Annotated in this window: 19 protein-coding genes; 9 read left to right on the top strand and 10 right to left on the bottom strand. The window is 72.5% G+C overall.

The window, feature by feature from the left end; genetic code table 11:
• Positions 1–5: 5 nt before the first annotated feature.
• From ACZ60B_RS00770 to ACZ60B_RS00735, 8 genes are all read right to left on the bottom strand, one after another.
• Positions 6–2039 carry an NADH-quinone oxidoreductase subunit 5 family protein gene (locus tag ACZ60B_RS00770; RefSeq protein WP_469383077.1) on the bottom strand — a complete coding sequence of 678 codons (2034 nt, stop codon included), beginning with the start codon at positions 2037–2039 and terminating at the stop codon, positions 6–8.
• Positions 2036–2440, bottom strand: coding sequence for an NADH-quinone oxidoreductase subunit NuoK (gene nuoK / locus ACZ60B_RS00765; protein ID WP_469383074.1), 405 nt, complete (start codon positions 2438–2440; stop codon positions 2036–2038). The genes ACZ60B_RS00770 and nuoK overlap by 4 nt, the downstream gene beginning before the upstream one ends.
• Positions 2440–3000, bottom strand: coding sequence for an NADH-quinone oxidoreductase subunit J family protein (locus tag ACZ60B_RS00760; RefSeq protein WP_469383072.1), 561 nt, complete (start codon positions 2998–3000; stop codon positions 2440–2442). The genes nuoK and ACZ60B_RS00760 overlap by 1 nt, the downstream gene beginning before the upstream one ends.
• Positions 2997–3500: a 4Fe-4S binding protein gene (locus ACZ60B_RS00755; RefSeq protein ID WP_469383536.1), complete on the bottom strand. Its 504-nt coding sequence runs from the start codon at positions 3498–3500 to the stop codon at positions 2997–2999. The genes ACZ60B_RS00760 and ACZ60B_RS00755 overlap by 4 nt, the downstream gene beginning before the upstream one ends.
• A gap of 110 nt (positions 3501–3610) precedes the next feature.
• Positions 3611–4579 (bottom strand): complex I subunit 1/NuoH family protein, encoded by a 969-nt coding sequence (locus ACZ60B_RS00750; RefSeq protein WP_469383070.1) that lies wholly within the window; start codon positions 4577–4579, stop codon positions 3611–3613.
• Entirely contained in the window at positions 4576–6141 is a 1566-nt protein-coding gene (locus ACZ60B_RS00745) for an NADH-quinone oxidoreductase subunit C (RefSeq protein ID WP_469383068.1), read from the bottom strand. The genes ACZ60B_RS00750 and ACZ60B_RS00745 overlap by 4 nt, the downstream gene beginning before the upstream one ends.
• Complete coding sequence (locus tag ACZ60B_RS00740; protein WP_469383065.1) at positions 6138–6746, bottom strand: NADH-quinone oxidoreductase subunit B; 609 nt, start codon at positions 6744–6746, stop codon at positions 6138–6140. The genes ACZ60B_RS00745 and ACZ60B_RS00740 overlap by 4 nt, the downstream gene beginning before the upstream one ends.
• A complete protein-coding gene (locus ACZ60B_RS00735; RefSeq protein ID WP_450664232.1) occupies positions 6737–7156 on the bottom strand; it encodes an NADH-quinone oxidoreductase subunit A in 420 nt (139 codons plus the stop codon). Before ACZ60B_RS00735 ends, ACZ60B_RS00740 begins: the two co-directional genes overlap by 10 nt.
• A gap of 208 nt (positions 7157–7364) precedes the next feature.
• Here ACZ60B_RS00735 and ACZ60B_RS00730 point away from each other — a divergent pair, with 208 nt between their 5' ends.
• The 5 genes from ACZ60B_RS00730 (at position 7365) to ACZ60B_RS00710 (ending at position 14555) form a co-directional block, all read left to right on the top strand.
• The gene (locus tag ACZ60B_RS00730; protein WP_469383063.1) at positions 7365–8732 is read left to right on the top strand and encodes a sensor histidine kinase; all 1368 of its coding nucleotides are present in this window, start codon (positions 7365–7367) and stop codon (positions 8730–8732) included.
• Positions 8733–8861: 129 nt separating this feature from the next.
• On the top strand, positions 8862–10232 hold the full coding sequence (locus ACZ60B_RS00725; RefSeq protein ID WP_469383061.1) for a sensor histidine kinase: 1371 nt from the start codon (positions 8862–8864) through the stop codon (positions 10230–10232).
• Between the two features lie 363 nt (positions 10233–10595).
• The gene (locus ACZ60B_RS00720; RefSeq protein ID WP_351607368.1) at positions 10596–11255 is read left to right on the top strand and encodes a response regulator transcription factor; all 660 of its coding nucleotides are present in this window, start codon (positions 10596–10598) and stop codon (positions 11253–11255) included.
• A 299-nt stretch (positions 11256–11554) separates the two neighbouring features.
• The gene (locus ACZ60B_RS00715) at positions 11555–13483 is read left to right on the top strand and encodes a 2-oxoacid:acceptor oxidoreductase subunit alpha (RefSeq protein WP_469383059.1); all 1929 of its coding nucleotides are present in this window, start codon (positions 11555–11557) and stop codon (positions 13481–13483) included.
• Complete coding sequence (locus ACZ60B_RS00710; protein WP_469383057.1) at positions 13476–14555, top strand: 2-oxoacid:ferredoxin oxidoreductase subunit beta; 1080 nt, start codon at positions 13476–13478, stop codon at positions 14553–14555. Before ACZ60B_RS00715 ends, ACZ60B_RS00710 begins: the two co-directional genes overlap by 8 nt.
• 106 nt (positions 14556–14661) lie before the next feature.
• Here ACZ60B_RS00710 and ACZ60B_RS00705 read toward each other — a convergent pair whose 3' ends face one another.
• Positions 14662–15081: a winged helix-turn-helix transcriptional regulator gene (locus ACZ60B_RS00705; protein ID WP_469383055.1), complete on the bottom strand. Its 420-nt coding sequence runs from the start codon at positions 15079–15081 to the stop codon at positions 14662–14664.
• Positions 15082–15171: 90 nt separating this feature from the next.
• On the opposite strand from ACZ60B_RS00705, the gene ACZ60B_RS00700 reads away from it, so the two are divergent.
• The 3 genes from ACZ60B_RS00700 to ACZ60B_RS00690 all read left to right on the top strand — a co-directional run bounded on the left by ACZ60B_RS00700 (position 15172) and on the right by ACZ60B_RS00690 (position 17832).
• Positions 15172–16026: an NAD(P)H-binding protein gene (locus ACZ60B_RS00700; RefSeq protein WP_469383052.1), complete on the top strand. Its 855-nt coding sequence runs from the start codon at positions 15172–15174 to the stop codon at positions 16024–16026.
• 131 nt (positions 16027–16157) lie between these two features.
• Complete coding sequence (rarD, locus tag ACZ60B_RS00695; protein WP_469383050.1) at positions 16158–17234, top strand: EamA family transporter RarD; 1077 nt, start codon at positions 16158–16160, stop codon at positions 17232–17234.
• Positions 17235–17361: 127 nt separating this feature from the next.
• On the top strand, positions 17362–17832 hold the full coding sequence (locus ACZ60B_RS00690) for a VOC family protein (RefSeq protein WP_469383048.1): 471 nt from the start codon (positions 17362–17364) through the stop codon (positions 17830–17832).
• A gap of 138 nt (positions 17833–17970) precedes the next feature.
• Here ACZ60B_RS00690 and ACZ60B_RS00685 read toward each other — a convergent pair whose 3' ends face one another.
• On the bottom strand, positions 17971–19419 hold the full coding sequence (locus tag ACZ60B_RS00685) for a tetratricopeptide repeat protein (protein ID WP_469383046.1): 1449 nt from the start codon (positions 19417–19419) through the stop codon (positions 17971–17973).
• Positions 19420–19724: 305 nt separating this feature from the next.
• Between ACZ60B_RS00685 and ACZ60B_RS00680 the strand changes: the two genes are divergently transcribed.
• Positions 19725–20276, top strand: a complete 552-nt coding sequence (locus ACZ60B_RS00680; protein WP_469383044.1) for a DUF6668 family protein — start codon at positions 19725–19727, stop codon at positions 20274–20276.
• Positions 20277–20313: the final 37 nt, after the last annotated feature.

Below are 20313 nucleotides of genomic sequence, written 5' to 3'. Positions count from 1 at the left end.
CCTGCTCACGCTCCCGTGGCGACGAGGACGGCGGCGACCGTCAGGACGACGGCGCCGGCGAGCAGCGCGCTCACATAGGTCTGCACATTGCCGGTCTGGGCCCGCCGTACGGCGGCACCGAGCCAGCGGGGTAGGGCGCCCGCGCCGCGTACGTAGGTGTCGACGACCTCCCGGTCGAGGAACCGCACGAGGCTCGCTCCGGCCTGGACCGGGCGGACGAACAGCACGCCGTACAGGGCGTCCAGGTGGAAGCCTGCGGCCGCGTGGCGGTGCAGCGGGCCGAGCAGGAGACGGCCGGGGTCGGCCGGGTCGGGGGCCAGGGCGATGTCCCCGTAGGCCGGCTCGTGGGCGGCGATGGCCTCGGCCTCGACGAGTCCCGCGTCGCCGCCGGGGTGGGCGGCGACCGCTCCGAGCGGTGCCCGGGGGGCGAGGGCGGTGACACGCTGCCAGGCGCCGTAGGTGACCAGTCCGCCGACCAGGGCGAGGCCCGTGCCGAGGATGGACGTGGTGAGCGTCGGGGTCAGGTCGCGGCCGTCGAACCAGGCGGGCAGTACCCCGTAGGCGAACCCGCCGAAGGCGAGGGACGGGACGGCGAGCACCCACAGCACCACGGTCATGGTGAGGGGCTCGCGGACCCGGTGCTCCTCGTCACGGCCGGAGTCGCCGGTCCGGGCGAGGCCCGGCACCTCGGCACCCTGTCCGCGGAAGGCGAGCAGCCACAGCCGGGTCGCGTACCCGGCGGTGAGCAGGGCCGTGACCAGGCCGGCGACGAGGACCGTCCAGCCTGCGGCGACGGGGGCGTGCCCGGTGTGGCCGGCGACGACGTGCTCGGCGGCGCCGAGGACGGACTCCTTGGAGAAGAAGCCGCTGAACGGCGGGATCGCGGCAAGGGAGAGGAGCGCCACGGTCATCGTCCAGTAGGCGTCCGGGATGCGGTCCCGCAGGCCCGTCATCCGGGACATGGCGGCGAGCGAGTTGGTGCCGGTGGCGTGGATGACCACGCCGGCGGCGAGGAACAGCAGCGCCTTGAAGGCGCCGTGCGAGAGGAGGTGGAAGACGGCGGCACCGCGGTCGCCGACGGCGAGGGCGCCGGTCATGTAGCCGAGCTGACTGATCGTCGAGTAGGCGAGGACGCGTTTGATGTCGTCCTGGGCGAGCGCCGCGAGCGCCGCCCCCGTCATGGTGACGGCGGCCATCACGGCGAGGACGACCATGGCCGCCGTGGAGGCCTGGAAGAGCGGGAGGAGCCGGGCGACGAAGTAGACACCGGCGGCCACCATGGTCGCGGCGTGGATCAGCGCCGAGACGGGCGTGGGGCCCGCCATCGCGTCGGGGAGCCAGGTGTGCAGCGGGAACTGCGCCGACTTGCCCGCCACACCCGCCAGGAGCAGCAGGGCGACCAGGGTCACGTGATGGATGCCGCCGCTCGCGACGGCGCCGAGGACCTTGGTGATCTGGAAGGAGCCGGCGTCGGTGGCGAGGGCGAACAGACCGATCAGGAAGGGGACGTCGCCGAGCTTGGTGACCAGGAAGGCCTTCAGGGAGGCGGCGCGGGCCTCCGGTGTCTCCCAGTAGTGGCCGACCAGGAAGTAGGAGCAGATGCCCATGACTTCCCAGCCGACCAGCAGCACCATCAGGTCGCCGGAGTAGACGACCAGGAGCATCGCGGAGGTGAACAGGGAGACGAGGGCCGCGTAGGAGGGGTAGCGCGGGTCGTTGTGCAGGTAGCCCGTCGAATAGATCTGCACGCAGGTGGCGACGACGCCGACCAGGACGGCGACGAGGGCGGCGAAGCCGTCGATGTGCAGGGCGAGTTCGATGGGCACCGAGCCGGTGGGCGTGAGTTCGGTGGCGGCGTCGATCGCCGGGCCGCCGCCCTGGCGCACCGCGGTCAGTACGGCGAGGACGAGCGCCCCGAGCGTCGGCAGCACGGCGAGCGGGCGGACGAGGCCGGGGGCCGTGCGGCCCAGGAGCAGGCAGGCCGCGGCACCCAGGAAGGGGAGGAGGGGGACGAGCGCGGCAAGGGTCGTGGTGGTCACGCGGTGGCCTCAGCCTTCTCGCCGGGCCGGTCGTCGGCCTTCCGCGCCGCGAGGGCGCCGCTGTCGGAGCCGTCCTTGTCGGGTCCCTCGGCGGTGTCGCGGAGCTTGTCGATGTCCGAGGTGCCGCGGTTGCGGTGGACGGCGAGGACGATCGCCAGGCCGATACCGATCTCGGCGGCGGCGATGGCGATGGTGAACAGGGTCAGGGCCTGGCCGGAGTGCAGGGTCTCCTCGGCGGTCCTGCTGAGCCAGACGTCGAAGGCGACCAGGTTGAGGTTGACGGCGTTGAGCATCAGCTCGACCGACATCAGGACCAGGATCGCGTTGCGGCGGGCGAGGACGCCGTAGAGGCCGGTGCAGAAGAGGAGGGCGGAGAGCACGGCGGGATAGACGAGGTGCATCAGCGGACGCCTTCCTGGTCGGCCTTCTCCTTGCGGGACAGGACGATCGCGCCGACCAGGGCGGCGAGGAGGAGCACGGAGAGGGCCTCGAAGGGGAGGACCCAGTTCTGGAAGAGGCTCTCGCCGGTGACACGGGTGGTGCCGGCGGGTTCTCCGTCCAGGTCGATCCAGGTGGCGCGGAAGGCGTCGACGACGACCCAGACCAGGGCGGCCGCCGCGGCGACGGCCACCGTGAGGGCGGCCCAGCGGTTGCCGGAGTCGGCGTCCGGGGAGCGGCCGATCGGCGCCCTGGTGAGCATCAGACCGAACAGCAGGAGGACGACGACGGAACCGACGTAGATGAGGACCTGCACCCAGGCGATGAACTCGGCGGTCAGCAGGAGGTACTCGACGGCCAGGCCGCCGAGGGTCACCACGAGCCACAGGGCGGCGTGCACCAGTTGCCGGGTGGTGACGGTGACGAGCGCGGCGCCGAAGGTGACCAGGCCGACGAGGAGGAAGGCGATCTCCACACCCGTCGGGGAGAGGAAGCCGTGCGGGACGGCGGCGGCGAGGGTCACGGCTGCTCCCCCTGCCGCTCGTCCGGCCGGTCCTGCGCGGCGGCCAGTTTCTCGGCGGTCTTGCGGGCGGCGGCGATCTCCTTGGGTTCCTCCGCCGCCGGGTCGAGGGCCGGCGGGGCCGGGACCGTCCACATCCACTCACGGAGCTTGTCGCGTTCGTGGGTGAGTTCACGGATGTCGGTCTCGGCGTACTCGAACTCCGGGGACCAGAACAGGGCGTCGAAAGGACACACCTCGATGCAGATACCGCAGTACATGCACAGGGAGAAGTCGATGGCGAAGCGGTCGAGCACGTTGCGGCTGCGCTCACGGCCGCCGGGGGCCGCGGGCGGGACCGTCTCCTTGTGGGAGTCGATGTAGATGCACCAGTCGGGGCACTCACGGGCGCACAGCATGCAGACCGTGCAGTTCTCCTCGAACAGACCGATCACACCGCGGGTGCGGGGCGGGAGGTCGGGCTGGACTTCCGGGTACTGCTCGGTGACCGTCTTCCTCGTCATCGTGCGCAGGGTGACGGCCAGGCCCTTGGCCAGTCCGGAGCCGGGGAACGTCAGACGGGGCCGCCCGGAGGGCGTCGTCGAGGGGCGGTGGTCGGGCGACGGGCGGGACACTAGGAGATCACCACCTTGACGATGCCGGTGAGGGCGATCTGGGCGAGGGAGAGCGGGACGAGGAGGGTCCAGGAGAACCGCTGGAGCTGGTCCTCGCGCAGCCGGGGGTAGGTGACGCGGAGCCAGATCACCACGAAGGCGAGCAGCGCGGCCTTCAGCAGGGTCCAGACCCAGCCGAGGCCGTCGGCGCCCCACGGGCCGTGCCAGCCGCCCAGGAAGAGCACCGTGGTCAGAGCGCACAGGACGACGATCCCGGCGTACTCGGCGAGGAGGAAGAGGGCGAAACGCAGACCGGTGTACTCGGTGTACGCGCCGAAGATGATCTCCGAGTCGGCGACGGGCATGTCGAAGGGCGGACGCTGGAGTTCGGCGAGGCCGGCGACGAAGAAGACGAACGCGCCGGTGAGCTGCCAGGGTAGCCACCACCAGTGGAAGGCGTCCACGATGCCGGGCAGGGAGACCGTGCCGGCCGCCATCGCCACCGAGGCGGCGGCGAGCAGCATCGGCAGTTCGTAGGCGAGGAGCTGGGCGGCGGTGCGCAGTCCGCCGAGGAGGGAGAACTTGTTGGCGGAGGCCCAGCCGGCCATGAGGGAGCCGAGGACGCCCACGCCCATCACGGCGAGCACGAAGAAGATGCCCGCGTCGACGACCTGGCCGACCGCGCCCTCCCCCGGGCCGATGGGGACGGCGAGCAGGACCAGGAGGTAGGGCAGCAGGGCCACGGCGGGGGCGAGCTGGAAGACACGCCGGTCCGCGCCCGCCGGAACCACGTCCTCCTTCTGCGCGAACTTCACACCGTCCGCGACGAGCTGGGCCCAGCCGTGGAAGCCACCGGCGTACATCGGGCCGAGGCGGCCCTGCATGTGGGCCATCACCTTGTGCTCGGTCTGACCGACGATCAGGGGGAAGGTGAGGAAGACGCCGAAGACGACGAGGAGTCGCAGGGCGACATCCAGCGCGTCGTTCACTGCGGGCCTCCTTGGGGGTCGGTGGGGGCGTCGGGGGCCGGTTCGCCGGACGCGGGGCCCTTTTTGGGCGTCGGCTTCGACTCGGGCTCGGGCGCCGACGCGGGTTCGGACTCACGCTCCGGCTCGGGCGCTGGCGCCGACTCCGGCTCCGGCTCCGGCTCGGGCGCTGGCTCGGGCGCTGGCTCCGACTCCGGCTCCGGCTCCGGCTCAGCGGTCGGCTCCGACTTCGGCTCCGGCTCCGGCTCCGGCTCAGCGGTCGGCTCCGACTTCGGCTCCGGCTCCGGCTCCGGCTCAGCGGTCGGCGCCGACTTCGGCTCGGGCGCCGACGTCGGCTTCGGCTCGGGCGCCGACGTCGGCTTCGGACGCGGTTCCGATTCGGGCTTCGGTTCGGCCTGGGGTTCGGGCCCCGGCTCCTGCCCCTGCTTCGGCTCCGGTTCCTCGAAGGCCGGGCGGGCGTGGTGCCACGGGGCGTCCGAGCTGCGGGGGCCGGTGGAGGTGGGCCGGGCAGGCGTGGCCGGGGCCGCGGGGGTTTCGGCGCGCTGGGATGCGGACCCCTCCGTCGCCGAGCGGGCGCGACGCGCTCCCCCGGTTCCCGTCGGTCCCGTCCCTGTTCCCGCTGCCCCCGCTGCTCCCGCTGCTCCCGTTCGCTGCGAGGCGGAGCCGCCGGTCGCGCTGCGGGACCGGCGGGCGGTGCCGGTCGTGGGAGCCGGAGCGGCGGCGGGCGACTGCGCCGCCGGGGCCGCGCCGGTTCCGGTGCCGGGGCCGGTGGTCGTGCCGGGCGTCGTATCCGCCGTCGCACCGGCATCTGCCCGCGTACCGGCATCCGCACGCGCACCCGAAGCCGCGCTCGCACCCGCACCCGCGTCCACACCCGTAGGGGCCGGCGTGCCGGTCTGGCTGGCCGAGCCCTCCGAGGCCGTACGGGCACGGCGCACCGGGCGTTCGCCGGGGGTGCGAGCCGCGGCGCGGGCCGGACGGGCCGGGGCGGCGGGGAGCTGACCCTTGAGCGGGCCCCACTCGTTCGGGTCGGGGACCCCCGGGGGAAGCATCTGGCGGCGCTTGGGGCCGCCGTGCTCGGACTCCCCGGGCTCCTTGGCGCCGGGCCAGGCCTTGGCGACCCGTGCCGCCAGCACGAAGTCCTTGCGCAGCGGATGGCCCTCGAAGCCCTCGGGCAGAAGGAGGTGGTCCAGGGCCGGGTGGCCCTCGAAGACGATGCCGAACATCTCGTGGGTCTCGCGCTCGTGCCAGGCGGCACCCGCGTAGACGTCCACGGCGGACGGCAGGACCGGCGACTCGTGCGGGACGGTCGTGCGCACCAGGAGCCGGCGCACCGGTCCCAGGGCGGCCACATGGGCGCAGACACGGAACCCGGTGCCCGGCTCGTCGACGGCGCTCAGCCAGTCGAAGTAGGCGCAGCCCAGTTCGTCGCGGGCGACGCGCAGCGCCGCGGTCCAGGCCTCCGGCGGCACGTCGACCGTCAGGACGTCGTACGACTCCTCGGCCGTGGCCTGCGCGCCGAAGAGCTCCTCGGCGGGGGCGGGCAGCCAGCCGACCGCGCTCATCGGTTCTCCCCTGCCGCGGTGGGGGCCGGCGGCGGCTGCACCAGCCCGCTCTGGAGGGCGGCCGCGGAGGGCCGCGTGGTCCCGTAGCGCTCGGCCAGCGACTCCCGGGCGATCTTCTCCTGGAGTTTCAGGATTCCCTGGAGCAGGGCTTCGGGGCGGGGCGGGCAGCCGGGTACGTAGACGTCCACCGGAATGATCTGGTCGACGCCCTTCGTGACCGAGTAGGAGTCCCAGTACGGGCCGCCGCAGTTGGAGCAGGCACCGAAGGAGATGACGTACTTCGGCTCGGGCATCTGCTCGTACAGGCGCTTGACGGCCGGCGCCATCTTGTCCGTGACCGTGCCCGAGACCACCATCAGGTCGGCCTGGCGCGGCCCCGGCGCGAAGGGGATGACGCCCAGCCGGATGAAGTCGTGGCGGGCCATGGACGCGGCGATGAACTCGATCGCGCAGCAGGCGAGGCCGAAGTTGAAGACCCACAGCGAGTAGCGGCGGCCCCAGTTGAGGACCACCTTCATCGGCTCGGGAGCCAGTCGGGCGAGGGCGCCCAGCCGCTTCGGCTCGGGGAGCGGCACGGGCTCGGGGGAGGCGGGGGTCACGTCCATGTCAGGACGCCCTTCTTGTATGCGTACAGCAGGCCCACGGTCAGGAAGCCGAGGAAGATGAACATCTCCACCAGCGTCGTCGCGCCGTATCCATGGTCGGCGAAAACCGTCGCCCACGGGAACAGGAAGATCGAGTCGACGGCGAAGATGACGTACAGGAACGCGTAGACGTAGTAGCGGACCTGGGTGTGGGCCCAGCCCTCGCCGACGGGGTCGACGCCGCACTCGTACGTGAGGAGCTTCTCGGGGGTGGGGACCACCGGGCGCAGCAGGCGGCCCGCCCCGAAGGCGACGGCGACGAACAGCACACCGACGACGGCGAGCAGCCCGACGACCGAATAGGAGTGGAAGTAGTCCGCCGCGACGACGACGGACGGGTCCCGCAGCGTGTCCCGCAACGTGTCCGGCAACGTCCGCCTCGCTCCCTGAACTCGTGACCCTCGTGAACCCTGCGTTCGACGATCTGTACGCACGGGAGTCTAGGCCCTGATAAAGAAGCGGTAAGCAGCCCGTCACGCCTTGAGATCCGACGGTGGGGCCGACGGTGGGGTTTTCCCCCGTCGATCGCGGTGGCCGGCCTCATAGCGTCCTGGCGCCGCGCCGGGCACCCTGACCGGTATGACCGCAGCCATGCCTTCCGACGGCGGAGACGTCGCCGAAGACACCCATCACGTCCACGGCCCCCGCAGCGCCCGGGAGGCGCGAGACGTACGAGACACCCCGGACGCCCGGGACACGCGCGCCTTCCGCAGTCCTCAGGGCAGCCCGCAGGGCATCTACGGCACCCCGGGCGCGCAGGTCGTCGACCGCGGTGACGACGGCGAGGACCGACTGCCTCCGGCCCGGATCGCCTTCGCCCCGCAGACGTGGAAGGAGATCGCGCATCTCCTGGCGAACCTGCCGATGGCACTGCTCGGCTTCGTCTACGTGACGACGGCGCTGCTCGTCAGCAGCGTGCTCACCTTCACCGTGGTCGGGCTGCCGCTGCTGGCGCTGGGGCTGATGGGGTCGCGGCTGCTGGGCCGGTTCGAGCGGGGCCGGGCGCGGACGCTGCTCGGGATACGGATCGACGAGCCGAGCCCGCTGCCGCTGAAGCGGACGGAGGGGTTCTTCCCGCGGATCTGGATGATGGTGAAGGACCCGGTGGGCTGGCGGGCGGCGCTGTACGACGTCATCCGGCTCCCCTGGGGCGTCCTCACCTTCACCATCACGCTGACCTCGCTCTTCGTGCTGTGGCCGGTGATGCCCTTCCTGGCGCGCGGGCTCGCCAACGCGGACCGGGCGATGGTGCGCGCGCTGCTGTCGCCCTCCGACGAGCTGGAGCGGCGCATCGCCGAGCTGGAGTCCGACCGCGGGGTCGTGGTCGACACGGCCGCGGCCGACCTGCGGCGCATCGAACGGGACCTGCACGACGGGGCGCAGGCCCGGCTGGTCAATCTGGCGATGGGGCTCGGCCTGGCCAAGGAGAAGCTGCTGGAGGGCCAGGCCGACGAACACGTGGCGGCGATGGTGGAGGAGGCGCACGGCGAGGTGAAGCTGGCGCTCCAGGAGCTGCGCGACCTCGCCCGGGGCATCCACCCGGCCGTCCTCACCGACCGCGGTCTCGACGCCGCGCTGTCGTCGGTCGCCTCGCGCTGCACGGTGCCGGTGAAGGTGACGGCCGAGCTGCCGTCGAGACCCGCCGCGGCCATCGAGGGCATCGCCTACTTCACCGTCTCGGAGCTGCTCCAGAACGTCAGCAAGCACAGCGGGGCGAAGTCCGCGTCGGTCGACGTGTGGCGGATGGACGACCGGCTCCTCATCCAGGTCGCGGACGACGGCGGCGGGGGCGCGCGGCTCGACGGCGGCAGCGGTATGCGGGGCCTGGCCGAGCGCCTCGGTGCCGTCGACGGGCTGTTCGTCGTCGACTCCCCGCCGGGCGGTCCGACGACGGTGACCGCGGAGCTGCCCTGGCGGGAGCGCGCGGAGGACTCCCCGCGGAGGTGAGCCGGGCCCGGGGGGTGGGGAAAACCCCCCGCCCAAGACGCCGACGGCCTCCATGTCCCGCTGACCTGCGATCGAGCAGGGTTGGAGATACGGGAGCAGGCCCGCCGACGAGCAGAACGGACGACACCGATGGCCAGCGAGTACGGACCGCGCTACGGGCAGGAGTACGGGATGTCCTACGGGCAGGAGCACCGGCAGGGCCACGGCGGCGGCGAGCGGCGCCACCGGCTGCCGGCCGTGCTGCGGGCGCCGTTCGAGGCGCGCGCCTGGCGCGAGTTCGGGTACGTCCTGCTGAGCCTGCCGATCAGCGTTCTGCTGTTCACGTACGCCGTCACGATGGTCTCGCTCGGCGCGGGACTGCTGGTGACCTTCCTCGGCGTCCCGGTGCTGGCGGCGGGGCTGGTCGGCTGCCGGGGCTTCGGGGCGCTGGAGCGGGCGCGGGCCCGCGGCCTGCTCGGCCTGGAGGTGGCCGAGCCCGAGCCGCTGCGGATGCGTACGCGGGGCGCGTGGGCGTGGATGGGCGCGGTCCTGAAGAGCGGCGCGTCGTGGCGGCAGCTGCTGTACGCGGTGCTGCACTTCCCGTGGGCGGTGTTCTCGTTCTGCGTCGCGGTGACCTTCTGGGTGTACGGCTGGGCGACGCTGACGTATCCGCTGTGGTTCTGGGTCTTCCCGATGTACGGCGGTCAGGACGGTCTCCAGCTGTACGGCGACGAGCACCACCGGGTCTACCTCGACAACCCGTTCGAGATCACCGTCACCGCGCTGGTCGGCCTGCTGTTCACACTGGCCACGCCGTGGATCGTACGGGCGCTGACACAGGTGGACCGGCTGATGGTGCACGGGCTGCTGGGGCCGTCGCGGCTGGCGTCCCGGGTGGTGGAGCTGGAGTCGGACCGGGGTGTCGTCGTCGACACGGCCGCCGCCGACCTGCGGCGCATCGAACGGGACCTGCACGACGGGGCGCAGGCGCGGCTGGTGGCGCTGGCCATGGATCTCGGGCTGGCGAAGGAGAAGCTGACCGAGGACCCGCAGGCGGCGGCGCGGATGGTGGACGACGCGCACGGCGAGGTGAAGACGGCGCTCCAGGAGCTGCGCGACCTCGCCCGGGGCATCCACCCGGCCGTCCTCACCGACCGCGGTCTCGACGCCGCGCTGTCGTCGGTCGCCTCGCGCTGCACGGTGCCGGTGCGGGTGCACGTGGACCTGACGGAGCGGCCTGCGCAGGCGATCGAGGGGATCGCCTACTTCACGGTCTCCGAGCTGCTCCAGAACATCAGCAAGCACGCGCGGGCCACGAGCGCGACGGTGGACGTGTGGCAGGCGGAGGACCGGCTGATGCTCCAGGTCCTCGACGACGGGGTCGGTGGCGCGGACGCGTCCGCGGGCTCCGGGCTGGCGGGGCTGGCCGGGCGGCTCGACGCGGTGGACGGGCTGCTGGTGGTGGACTCGCCGCCCGGCGGGCCGACCCTGGTGACGGCGGAACTGCCCTGGCGGGACTGACCCGCCCCGCCGGCGGCCGGACCCACCCCGGCCTCGTTCAGCGCCTGCCCCGAGGGCCGATGCCCCGGGGCAGGCCGTCGTCACGCCCCCGCAGACTCCGGCAGGACTCCGTACGACCCCCGACGGCTCCCGCAGGACCGCGCGCGGAACCGGGCAGGACACGACCCCGTGCCCGACCGTGCGCCCGAAGGCCGGAAGTCGGCATGCCGTGCGCGTTTTCCCGTCGCCGCGCCGCGGTCGGATCCGATTGCTGGAATGCTGGACGTATACGTACGGGCAGGTACCCGGTGGGGGTACGGCGAGCCGTGCGGAAGCCGTCGGGAGACACCGGGCTGTGGGGGGCCGAAGATCGTGGAGGACAGAGTGCGGGTGGTCATCGCCGAGGATTCGGTGCTGCTGCGGGAGGGACTGACCCGGTTGCTGACCGACCGCGGGCACGACGTCGTCGCCGGGGTCGGCGACGCGGAGGCCCTGGTGAAGACCATCACGGAGCTGGACGCCGAGGGCGCGCTGCCGGACGTCGTGGTGGCCGATGTGCGGATGCCGCCGACGCACACCGACGAAGGGGTGCGGGCCGCCGTACAGCTGCGCAAGTCGCACCCCGGGCTGGGGGTGCTGGTGCTGTCACAGTACGTGGAGGAGCGTTACGCCACCGAACTGCTGGCCGGTTCCAGCCGCGGCGTGGGCTATCTGCTCAAGGACCGGGTGGCCGAGGTGCGCGAGTTCGTGGACGCGGTGGTGCGGGTGGCCCAGGGCGGTACGGCACTCGACCCCGAGGTGGTCGCGCAGCTCCTCGGGCGCAGCCGCAAGCAGGACGTGCTCACCGGGCTCACCCCGCGGGAGCGGGAGGTCCTCGGGCTGATGGCGGAGGGACGGACGAACTCCGCGATCGCCCGGCAGCTGGTGGTGAGCGACGGGGCGGTGGAGAAGCACGTCAGCAACATCTTCCTGAAGCTCGGGCTGTCCCCGAGCGACGGGGATCACCGCCGCGTACTCGCGGTGCTTACCTATCTGAACTCATGACGTACTGACACTGCGGCCGGCACCTGTTTCAGTTGAACGGCCGCATGAACCACCACACGCACGGAAATGCACCACACGCACCACGCGCACCACATCTTCAAGGCAAGCGCCGGGGTCGGGTGAACCGTGTCGAGCCGGGCCGTCGGGAAGCTGCCACCTCCGGGCGCGCAAGCGCCCCGAAGCGGTGACCGTCGCCCGGATGACCCGGGGAAGGCGCCCCTTGCGGACGTAGGGTTGATTTCGGGAGGGCCTTCGCAAAGGCCACTCCCAGCCAGCCGCCTCGAGGGAGGTCCAGTTCAGTGACCAGCAAGGTCAGCAGCGCAGCGGAACAGGCCGACGGAGCCGTCGTAGGAGAGCAGCGCAAACCGGGCGGGGCGAAGGACGTACAACGCCTCGACCGGGTGATCATCAGGTTCGCGGGGGACTCCGGTGACGGCATGCAGCTGACCGGTGACCGCTTCACCTCCGAGACCGCGTCGTTCGGGAACGACCTGTCGACGCTGCCGAACTTCCCCGCCGAGATCCGGGCCCCCGCCGGCACCCTGCCCGGTGTCTCCTCCTTCCAGCTGCACTTCGCCGACCACGACATCCTCACCCCGGGGGACGCGCCCAACGTCCTGGTCGCGATGAACCCGGCGGCGCTGAAGGCCAACATCGGGGACGTGCCGCGCGGCGCGGAGATCATCGTCAACACGGACGAATTCACCAAGCGGGCGATGCAGAAGGTGGGGTACGAGGCCTCGCCGCTGGAGGACGGGTCGCTCGACGGCTACCAGCTCCATCCGGTGCCGCTGACGACACTGACCGTCGAGGCACTCAAGGACTTCGACCTCAGTCGCAAGGAAGCCGAGCGCAGCAAGAACATGTTCGCGCTCGGCCTCTTGTCGTGGATGTACCACCGGCCGACCGAGGGCACCGAGAAGTTCCTGACGTCGAAGTTCGCGAAGAAGCCCGACATCGCGGCGGCCAACATCGCCGCGTTCCGCGCGGGCTGGAACTTCGGCGAGACGACCGAGGACTTCGCGGTCTCCTACGAGGTCGCACCTGCGGCGAAGGCGTTCCCGACCGGCACGTACCGCAACATCTCGGGGAACCTGGCCCTGTCCTACGGGCTCGTCGCCGCGTCCCGCCAGGCGGACCTGCCGCTGTTCCTGGGCTCGTACCCGATCACCCCGGCCTCCGACATCCTGCACGAGCTGAGCCGGCACAAGAACTTCGGCGTACGGACCTTCCAGGCCGAGGACGAGATCGCGGGCATCGGGGCGGCGCTCGGGGCGGCCTTCGGCGGCTCCCTCGCGGTCACCACGACGTCCGGTCCCGGCGTGGCGCTCAAGAGCGAGACGATCGGTCTCGCCGTCTCCCTCGAACTCCCGCTGCTGGTGATCGACATCCAGCGCGGCGGCCCCTCCACCGGTCTGCCGACCAAGACCGAGCAGGCCGACCTGCTCCAGGCCATGCACGGACGCAACGGCGAGGCCCCGGTCCCGGTGGTCGCGCCGCGCACCCCGGCCGACTGCTTCGACGCGGCGCTGGAGGCGGCCGGGATCGCGCTGACCTACCGCACACCCGTCTTCCTGCTCTCCGACGGCTATCTCGCCAACGGCTCCGAGCCCTGGCGCATCCCCGAACTCGACGAGCTGCCCGACCTGCGGGTGCAGTTCGCCCAGGGCCCCAACCACACCCTCGACGACGGCACCGAGGTCTTCTGGCCGTACAAGCGCGACCCGCAGACCCTCGCCCGCCCCTGGGCGATCCCGGGCACGCCGGGCCTGGAGCACCGCATCGGCGGCATCGAGAAGCAGGACGGCACCGGCAACATCTCCTACGACCCCGCCAACCACGACTTCATGGTCCGCACCCGGCAGGCCAAGGTCGACGGCATCGACGTCCCCGACATCGAGGTCGACGACCCGCACGGGGCGAGCACGCTGGTGCTGGGCTGGGGATCGACGTACGGCCCGATCACGGCGGCGGTGCGCCGTCTGCGCGCGGCCGGCGAGTCGGTCGCCCAGGCGCACCTGCGTCATCTCAACCCGTTCCCGCGCAACCTCGGCGCGGTGCTCAGGCACTACGAGAAGGTGGTGATCCCCGAGATGAACCTCGGGCAGCTCGCCACGCTCGTCCGGGCGAAGTACCTGGTCGACGCTCATTCGTACAACCAGGTCAACGGCATGCCGTTCAAGGCGGAGCAGCTCGCCACGGCGCTCAAGGAGGCCATCGATGGCTGAGACGTCCACGGAAGGCACGGGCACGATCGAGGCACTTTCGCTCGTCCCCAAGGCCGAGGCCAGGCAGTCCATGAGGGACTTCAAGTCCGATCAGGAAGTGCGCTGGTGCCCCGGCTGCGGTGACTACGCGATCCTGGCCGCCGTGCAGGGCTTCATGCCCGAGCTCGGTCTGGCCAGGGAGAACATCGTCTTCGTCTCGGGCATCGGCTGCTCGTCGCGCTTCCCGTACTACATGAACACGTACGGCATGCACTCCATCCACGGCCGCGCGCCCGCGATCGCGACGGGACTCGCCTCCAGCAGGCGCGACCTGAGCGTGTGGGTGGTCACGGGTGACGGCGACGCGCTGTCGATCGGCGGCAACCACCTGATCCACGCCCTGCGCCGCAACGTGAACCTCAAGATCCTGCTCTTCAACAACCGGATCTACGGCCTGACGAAGGGCCAGTACAGCCCGACGTCGGAGGTCGGCAAGATCACCAAGTCGACGCCGATGGGCTCCCTGGACGCACCCTTCAACCCGGTGTCCCTGGCCCTGGGCGCGGAGGCGTCGTTCGTGGCCCGCACGATCGACTCCGACCGCAAGCATCTGACGGAGGTGCTGCGGCAGGCCGCCGCACACCCCGGCACGGCGCTGGTGGAGATCTACCAGAACTGCAACATCTTCAACGACGGCGCCTTCGAGGCGTTGAAGGACCGGCAGTCGTCGCAGGAGGCGCTGATCCGCCTCGAACACGGGCAGCCGATCCGCTTCGGAGCGGACGGTTCGCGCGGTGTCGTACGCGACCAGCACACCGGCGATCTGCGGGTGGTCAGCGTGACCCCGGAGAACGAGGCACGGATCCTGGTCCACGACGCCCACTGCGCGTCCCCGACCACCGCCTTCGCCCTCTCCCGGCTGGCCGACCCGGACACCCTGCACCACACCCCGATCGGTGTGCTGCGCTCGGTGGAGCGGCCGGTCTACGACACGCAGATGGCCGACCAGCTGGACACGGCGATCGAGCAGAACGGCAAGGGGGACCTGGCGGCGCTGCTGGCGGGCGGCGACACCTGGACGGTCGTCGGCTGACCGGACCGGAGGTTCCCGACCGGGCCCGGGCCTTTCGGTCCGGGCCTCGTCATGAGCGCGGCGCACGCCTTCAGGGCCGTCCTCGTCCCAGGCACGGCGCGAACCTTCAGGCCCGGGCCCCGTCGTAGGCGCGGCGCGCCTTCTCCACGTCGTCCATCCGCCGGTGGGTCCACATCGCCAGCGAGCGGACCTGCTCCGCCGCCTCGCGTCCCAGCTCGGTCAGGGAGTAGTCGACGCGCGGCGGAATGACCGGCTTGGCGTCCCGGTGCACCAGGCCGTCCCGCTCCAGGGTCTGCAACGTCTGCGTCAGCATCTTCTCGCTGACCCGGCCGATCGCCCGGCGCAGCTCGCTGAAGCGGTACGGGCGGTCCAGCAGCTCGATCAGGACGAGCACGCCCCAGCGGCTGGTGACGTGCTCCAGGACCAGCCGGTAGGGGCACATGTCCTCGGTGACGGTGTACTTGCCGTTCCCGGGGGCGGCCGGCGCGCCTGCCGCACTCACTGCGTTCACTGCACTTACTGCCATGTCGGTACCTTACTTCAAAGTGGGTACTTTCGCAGAGTTAGCGCTCCTTCTAGGGTTGACGACATCGCACCCCACAAGGAGATCCAGATCATGAGCATCGTCGTCACCGGAGCCACCGGACATCTCGGCCGCCACGTCGTGGAGCAGTTGCTGGAGAAGGTCCCGGCCGAACAGATCACCGCCGTCGTACGCGACGAGGCGAAGGGCGCCGACCTCGCCGCCCGGGGCGTGCGGCTCGCGGTCGCCGACTACAACGCCCCCGAGACCTTCGACGGCCTCTTCGCGGCCGGCGACAAGGTGCTGCTGATCTCCGGCAACGAGTTCGACAAGGGCCGGGTGCGGCAGCACCAGGTCGTCATCGACGCGGCCGCCGCGGCCGGTGTCGCCCTGCTCGCCTACACCAGCGCCCCGGGCAGCCTGACCGCGACGCTCGCCGACGACCACCGCGCCACCGAGCAGGTCCTGCTCGCCTCCGGCCTGCCCTACGTCCTGCTGCGCAACGGCTGGTACCACGAGAACTACACCGAGAACCTGGCCCCGGTGCTGGAGCACTCCGCCGTCGTCCAGGCGGCCGGCGAGGGCCGGCTGACCTCCGCGTCGCGCGCCGACTACGCGGCGGCCGCCGTCGCCGTGCTGACCGGCGAGGGACACGAGAACACGACGTACGAACTGGGCGGCGACGAGCCCTGGGGCTTCGCCGAGTACGCGGCGGAGCTGAGCCGGCAGACCGGCAGGAAGATCGCCTACACCTCCGTCTCCGTCGAGGCCTACAGCGACATCCTGGCCGGGGCCGGGCTCCCGGGCCCGTTCGTCGCGATCCTGGCCGGGGTGGACGCGTCCATCGAGAAGGGCGAGCTGGCCGTCACCTCCGGCGACCTCTCCCGGCTGACCGGCCGCCCGGCCACCCCGCTGGCCGAGGCCGTCGCCGCCGCGCTCAAGGGCTGACCGCGACACCGCGTCCCCGACCGCGCCTCCGCCCTCGTCATGACCGTATGGCGATACGGGCATGACAGGCGGAGGCGGTCGGCGTTACCTTCTGCGTACACGCCATGTGTACGAGCGAGAAGGAGGGGCCCGTGGCCGAACAGTCGAGGGGCGAGCAGCGGACGGGTCTGCTGAACGGCTTCGCGGCCTACGGGATGTGGGGGCTCGTCCCGCTCTTCTGGCCCCTGCTGAAGCCCGCCGGCTCGGTGGAGATACTCGCCCACCGGATGGCCTGGTCCCTGGTCTTCGTCGCCGTCGCACTGGTCTTCGTACGGCGCTGGGCCTGGGCCGGCGAGCTGCTGCGGCAGCCGCGCAGGCTGGCGCTGGTCACCCTGGCCGCCGCGGTCATCACCGTGAACTGGGGCATCTACATCTGGGCCGTGAACAGCGGGCACGTGGTCGAGGCCTCGCTCGGCTACTTCATCAACCCGCTGGTCACCATCGCGATGGGCGTGCTGCTGCTGAAGGAGCGGCTGCGGCCCGTGCAGTGGGCGGCCGTCGGAGTCGGCGCCGCCGCCGTCCTGGTCCTCACCGTCGGCTACGGCCGCCCGCCGTGGATCTCCCTCACGCTCGCCTTCTCCTTCGCCACCTACGGGCTGATGAAGAAGAAGGTCAACCTCGGCGGTGTCGAGTCGCTGGCCGCCGAGACCGCGATCCAGTTCCTGCCCGCGCTCGGCTATCTGCTGTGGCTGTCGGCGCACGGCGAGTCCACCTTCACGAGCGAGGGCGTGGGGCACTCCGCGCTGCTCGCCTCGACCGGCATCGTCACCGCGCTGCCCCTCGTGTGCTTCGGCGCGGCCGCGATCCGGGTGCCCCTGTCCACGCTGGGCCTGCTCCAGTACATGGCCCCGGTCTTCCAGTTCCTGCTCGGCGTCCTGTACTTCGGCGAGGCCATGCCGCCCGAGCGCTGGGCCGGCTTCGCGCTGGTCTGGCTGGCCCTGGCCCTGCTCACCTGGAACGCGCTGCGCACCGCGCGCCGCACCGCGCGGCTCAGGGCCGGGATCCCGGCGGGGACCGGGACGGGGACGGCGGCCGGAGCGGCCGTCGTCGTGGCCGGGTCCGGAGCCGTCACCGAGGCCGCCGCCGGGGCCGAAGTCGCTGCCGGGGCCGAGGCAGTGCCCGGTGTGCGCGGGGCCGCCGCGTCCAGCTCCGCCCCCGTGGACGCCTGAGCGGAGGATCGCTCGGCGGCGGGACTGTCGTCCGGTGCCCGCGAGCCGTCCGGCCGGACGGCTCGCGGGCACCGCGTTCACGGGGGAACCGGGCGCCCGGCCGCGGGTGCCGTTATAAGTGGTAACCATGACGCAGACGACCGATCCCGCCCCGCTGCACTGGAAACTCGTCATCGACGCCCTCGACCCGCACACCCAGGCCGACTTCTGGGCCGGCGCGCTGCACTACACGGTCGAGGACAACAGCGCCCTCGTCGAACGGCTGCTGGAGGCCGGTGCCCTGCCGGGCGCGGCCACCGTCGAGTTCCACGGCCGCCCCGCCTTCCGGGACCTGATCGCCGTACGCCATCCGGACGACCCCTACGACGAGGACAGCGGGACCGGGCACGGGCGGCGGCTGCTCTTCCAGCGCGTCCCCGAGGCCAAGTCCGGCAAGAACCGGCTGCACCTGGATCTGCACCCCGGCCGGGACCGGCGGGCGGAGGAGGTCGAGCGGCTGCTGAAGCTGGGGGCGAGCGTGGTGCGCGAGGTCGACGAGCCGGGCGGCACCTGGGTGGTCATGGCGGACCCGGAGGACAACGAGTTCTGCGTGCACTGACACCGCCGCCCGGGCCCGTCGCGGCGGGCCCGGGCGCGTGCGGTCCGGGCGTCACCCGGTCCAGGTGTCGCGCGGTCCAGGCGCCGTGCGGTCCGGGTGCGGTGCGGTCCCCGGGTGTCGCGGCGGGCGGTCGTCCGTCTATCGGGCGTCCGGGTTGCGGGCCGCCCGTTCGGCGAGTCGGTTCATCCGGGTGCGGGCGGACTCCAGCGGACCGAGGTCCTCGGCGGCGGGCCCGTCCTCGAACGTGAGCTCGGTCCACAGCCCGAGGAGCTCCTGCCCCAGTTGCAGGCCCTGCAGGGGCTCTCGCACCGCGCGCCAGGCCGCGGCCGCGCTCTGGACGTTGCCGTAGGCGGCCTCCGCGTCCCCGGCGCGGCGATGGACCCGGGACAGGTCGAGGGAGAGGTGGAAGGCGCGCAGCGGGTCGCCCGCGAGGTAGGCGATGTACGCCGTGAGTTCGAGCAGTCGGAGCACCTCGGGGTGTTCCGGGCCGAGCGTGCCCGACGCCTCGGCCACGGTCCGCTCGGCCAGCGCCGCCGCCACATCGATCTGCCCCGCCTTCACGGCCCCGCTGATCCGCGCGATCGGCTCGGCGAGGAGGGCCGGGGCGTCGGTGTCCCCGGAGCCGGCCGGCGGCTCGTCCCCGAGTACGGCCTCGGCGACCGCGTCGAAGCCCCGGGCGGGGGTGGGTTTGGGGTCGAGGTCGACGACGGCGTAGGGGTCCAGGTGCGGTTCCGGCGTACCGCCGCGGGGCGCCCCGAAAGCTGGAGCGGGGGCGGGGCTCGGAGGTTCGGCGGCGGGCGGGAGGGCCGCGGGTGCGGGAGCCGGCAAGGGGGTCAGCGGCCCGGAGACGGGCGAGAGGCCCGGCGCGGGTGCGGGGGCCGGGGGGCCGTCCATGGTGGGCGGCGGGCCGAACTCGCCCTTCGGGGCCACGGCCGTGCCGTAGGGCGTCTCCGGCGACGGCTCCGACACCACGCGCAGACGGAAGGTGGGGGCCGGGTCGTCCAGCCGCGGCGACTGCGGGTGCGAGTGCAGCCGCGGGTGCTCCGACTGCGGCGGGCCTGCCTGCGGCGGGCCTGCCTGCGGCGGGCCCGCCTGCGGTGCGCGGTCCGGCAGCGCGCGCAGGAGATGGGTCGGCTGCTCCTGACGGACCGGCACGGCGTCCTCCGGCTGCCAGGCCGGGGCCGCCGAAGGCGCGGGGGCCGGGGCGTCCTTCGGGGGCGCGGGGGCGGCGGCGGGCGCGGGGGCGTCCTTCGGGGGCGCGGTGCGGGCGGGCTCCCCCGCGAAGTGGCTGGCGCCGTCCAGATCCACTCGAAGGGGGACGACGTAACCGATGCGATCGTCCTGGACCATGGCGACGACCGGATGTCCGGTGGCGAGGGCGATGCGGTGGAGATGACTCAGCACGGCGTGCTGGACCTCCTGGCCGGGCGCCGGGAGGACCGGCACGCCGCCGATCGACGCACCGCCCAGGCCCGGTCCGGACGCCGGCACCCGGACGTCCAGGGGCGCCACCACGGGCGACGCGGGGTCCGCGGAGCGCTCGGAGCGCTTCTCTTCACGCTTCTTCTCGCGGCTGAGTCGAGACATCGCTTCCCTCACTCGGATGCGTCGGGGAGTCGGCGGTCGGCGCGGGCCGGTGCCGTGGGTTCCGCAGCTTCCATGGTGCTCCTTCCCGACGCCGGGCCACCGCTCCCCCGGCGGCAGGACCCGGTCGTGCACATACTGTCGAGTCTCTCCGCCCGCTTACGGTGCATGCGTCACCACGACGTCACAGACTCGTCCCAGGACCTTGCCCGGGTGCCGGACGCGTCACGGGCGGAGCCACGACGACCGGGACCGACGGGCGACCCGGATCGACGAGTGACCGAGACCGACGGATGAGGAGCACGGGAATGCCGAACGGCGGCGCACGGCAGGGGCCGGAGATCTGGATCCGGGGTCCGGTGAGCCCGCCGGAGGGGAACGTGCAGGTCTCGCGGAGTGCGGACCCGCAGGAGGGGTACGGGCCCGGACACGTCCACGGCACCCACCGGCGCTTCTCCTGGGTGGCCACGCACGGCGGCGCGGGCACCTCCACGCTCGCCGCCGTCTACGGCGGCCGGGACTGCGGGCGCGACTGGCCGGGGCCGGACGACCCGTCGTCCGTCCTGCTGGTCGCCCGGACCCATGCGGCGGGACTGGACGCCGTACTGCGCACCCTGGAGGTCTTCCGTCTCGGGGAGGCCCCCGTGGGGCTCGACCTGGACTCCGTCGTGCTCGTCGCGGACGCGCCGGGCCGGCTGCCGCGCCCCCTCGCCCAGCGGGTCGCACGGATCGAGTCGGCCGTCGACGTGCACCGGGTGCCCTGGGTGTCCGCCTGGCGCGTCGGCGACCTGGGCGGGGAGCCGCCGCGGGAAACCCGGACACTGATCCGCCTGACCGAGTACAGTTGCACGTGCATGTAATGCATGCGCATTCATTGCGGAACATGCACCTGTCGTC

This window comes from Streptomyces sp. NPDC104096, from assembly GCF_055584385.1.
Note: the sequence above shows the minus strand (reverse complement) of the source record. Positions and strands in the feature narration are given on the sequence as shown.

Bases quoted from the DNA above. Each gene is read 5' to 3' on its own strand.
- nuoK (WP_469383074.1), bottom strand. From the start codon at position 2,440: ATGCACCTCGTCTATCCCGCCGTGCTCTCCGCCCTCCTCTTCTGCACC.
- ACZ60B_RS00755 (WP_469383536.1), bottom strand. From the start codon at position 3,500: ATGACGAGGAAGACGGTCACCGAGCAGTACCCGGAAGTCCAGCCCGAC.
- ACZ60B_RS00745 (WP_469383068.1), bottom strand. From the start codon at position 6,141: ATGAGCGCGGTCGGCTGGCTGCCCGCCCCCGCCGAGGAGCTCTTCGGC.
- ACZ60B_RS00740 (WP_469383065.1), bottom strand. From the start codon at position 6,746: ATGGACGTGACCCCCGCCTCCCCCGAGCCCGTGCCGCTCCCCGAGCCG.
- ACZ60B_RS00730 (WP_469383063.1), top strand. From the start codon at position 7,365: ATGACCGCAGCCATGCCTTCCGACGGCGGAGACGTCGCCGAAGACACC.
- ACZ60B_RS00725 (WP_469383061.1), top strand. From the start codon at position 8,862: ATGGCCAGCGAGTACGGACCGCGCTACGGGCAGGAGTACGGGATGTCC.
- ACZ60B_RS00710 (WP_469383057.1), top strand. From the start codon at position 13,476: ATGGCTGAGACGTCCACGGAAGGCACGGGCACGATCGAGGCACTTTCG.
- ACZ60B_RS00705 (WP_469383055.1), bottom strand. From the start codon at position 15,081: ATGGCAGTAAGTGCAGTGAACGCAGTGAGTGCGGCAGGCGCGCCGGCC.
- ACZ60B_RS00700 (WP_469383052.1), top strand. From the start codon at position 15,172: ATGAGCATCGTCGTCACCGGAGCCACCGGACATCTCGGCCGCCACGTC.
- ACZ60B_RS00690 (WP_469383048.1), top strand. From the start codon at position 17,362: ATGACGCAGACGACCGATCCCGCCCCGCTGCACTGGAAACTCGTCATC.
- ACZ60B_RS00685 (WP_469383046.1), bottom strand. From the start codon at position 19,419: ATGTCTCGACTCAGCCGCGAGAAGAAGCGTGAAGAGAAGCGCTCCGAG.
- ACZ60B_RS00680 (WP_469383044.1), top strand. From the start codon at position 19,725: ATGCCGAACGGCGGCGCACGGCAGGGGCCGGAGATCTGGATCCGGGGT.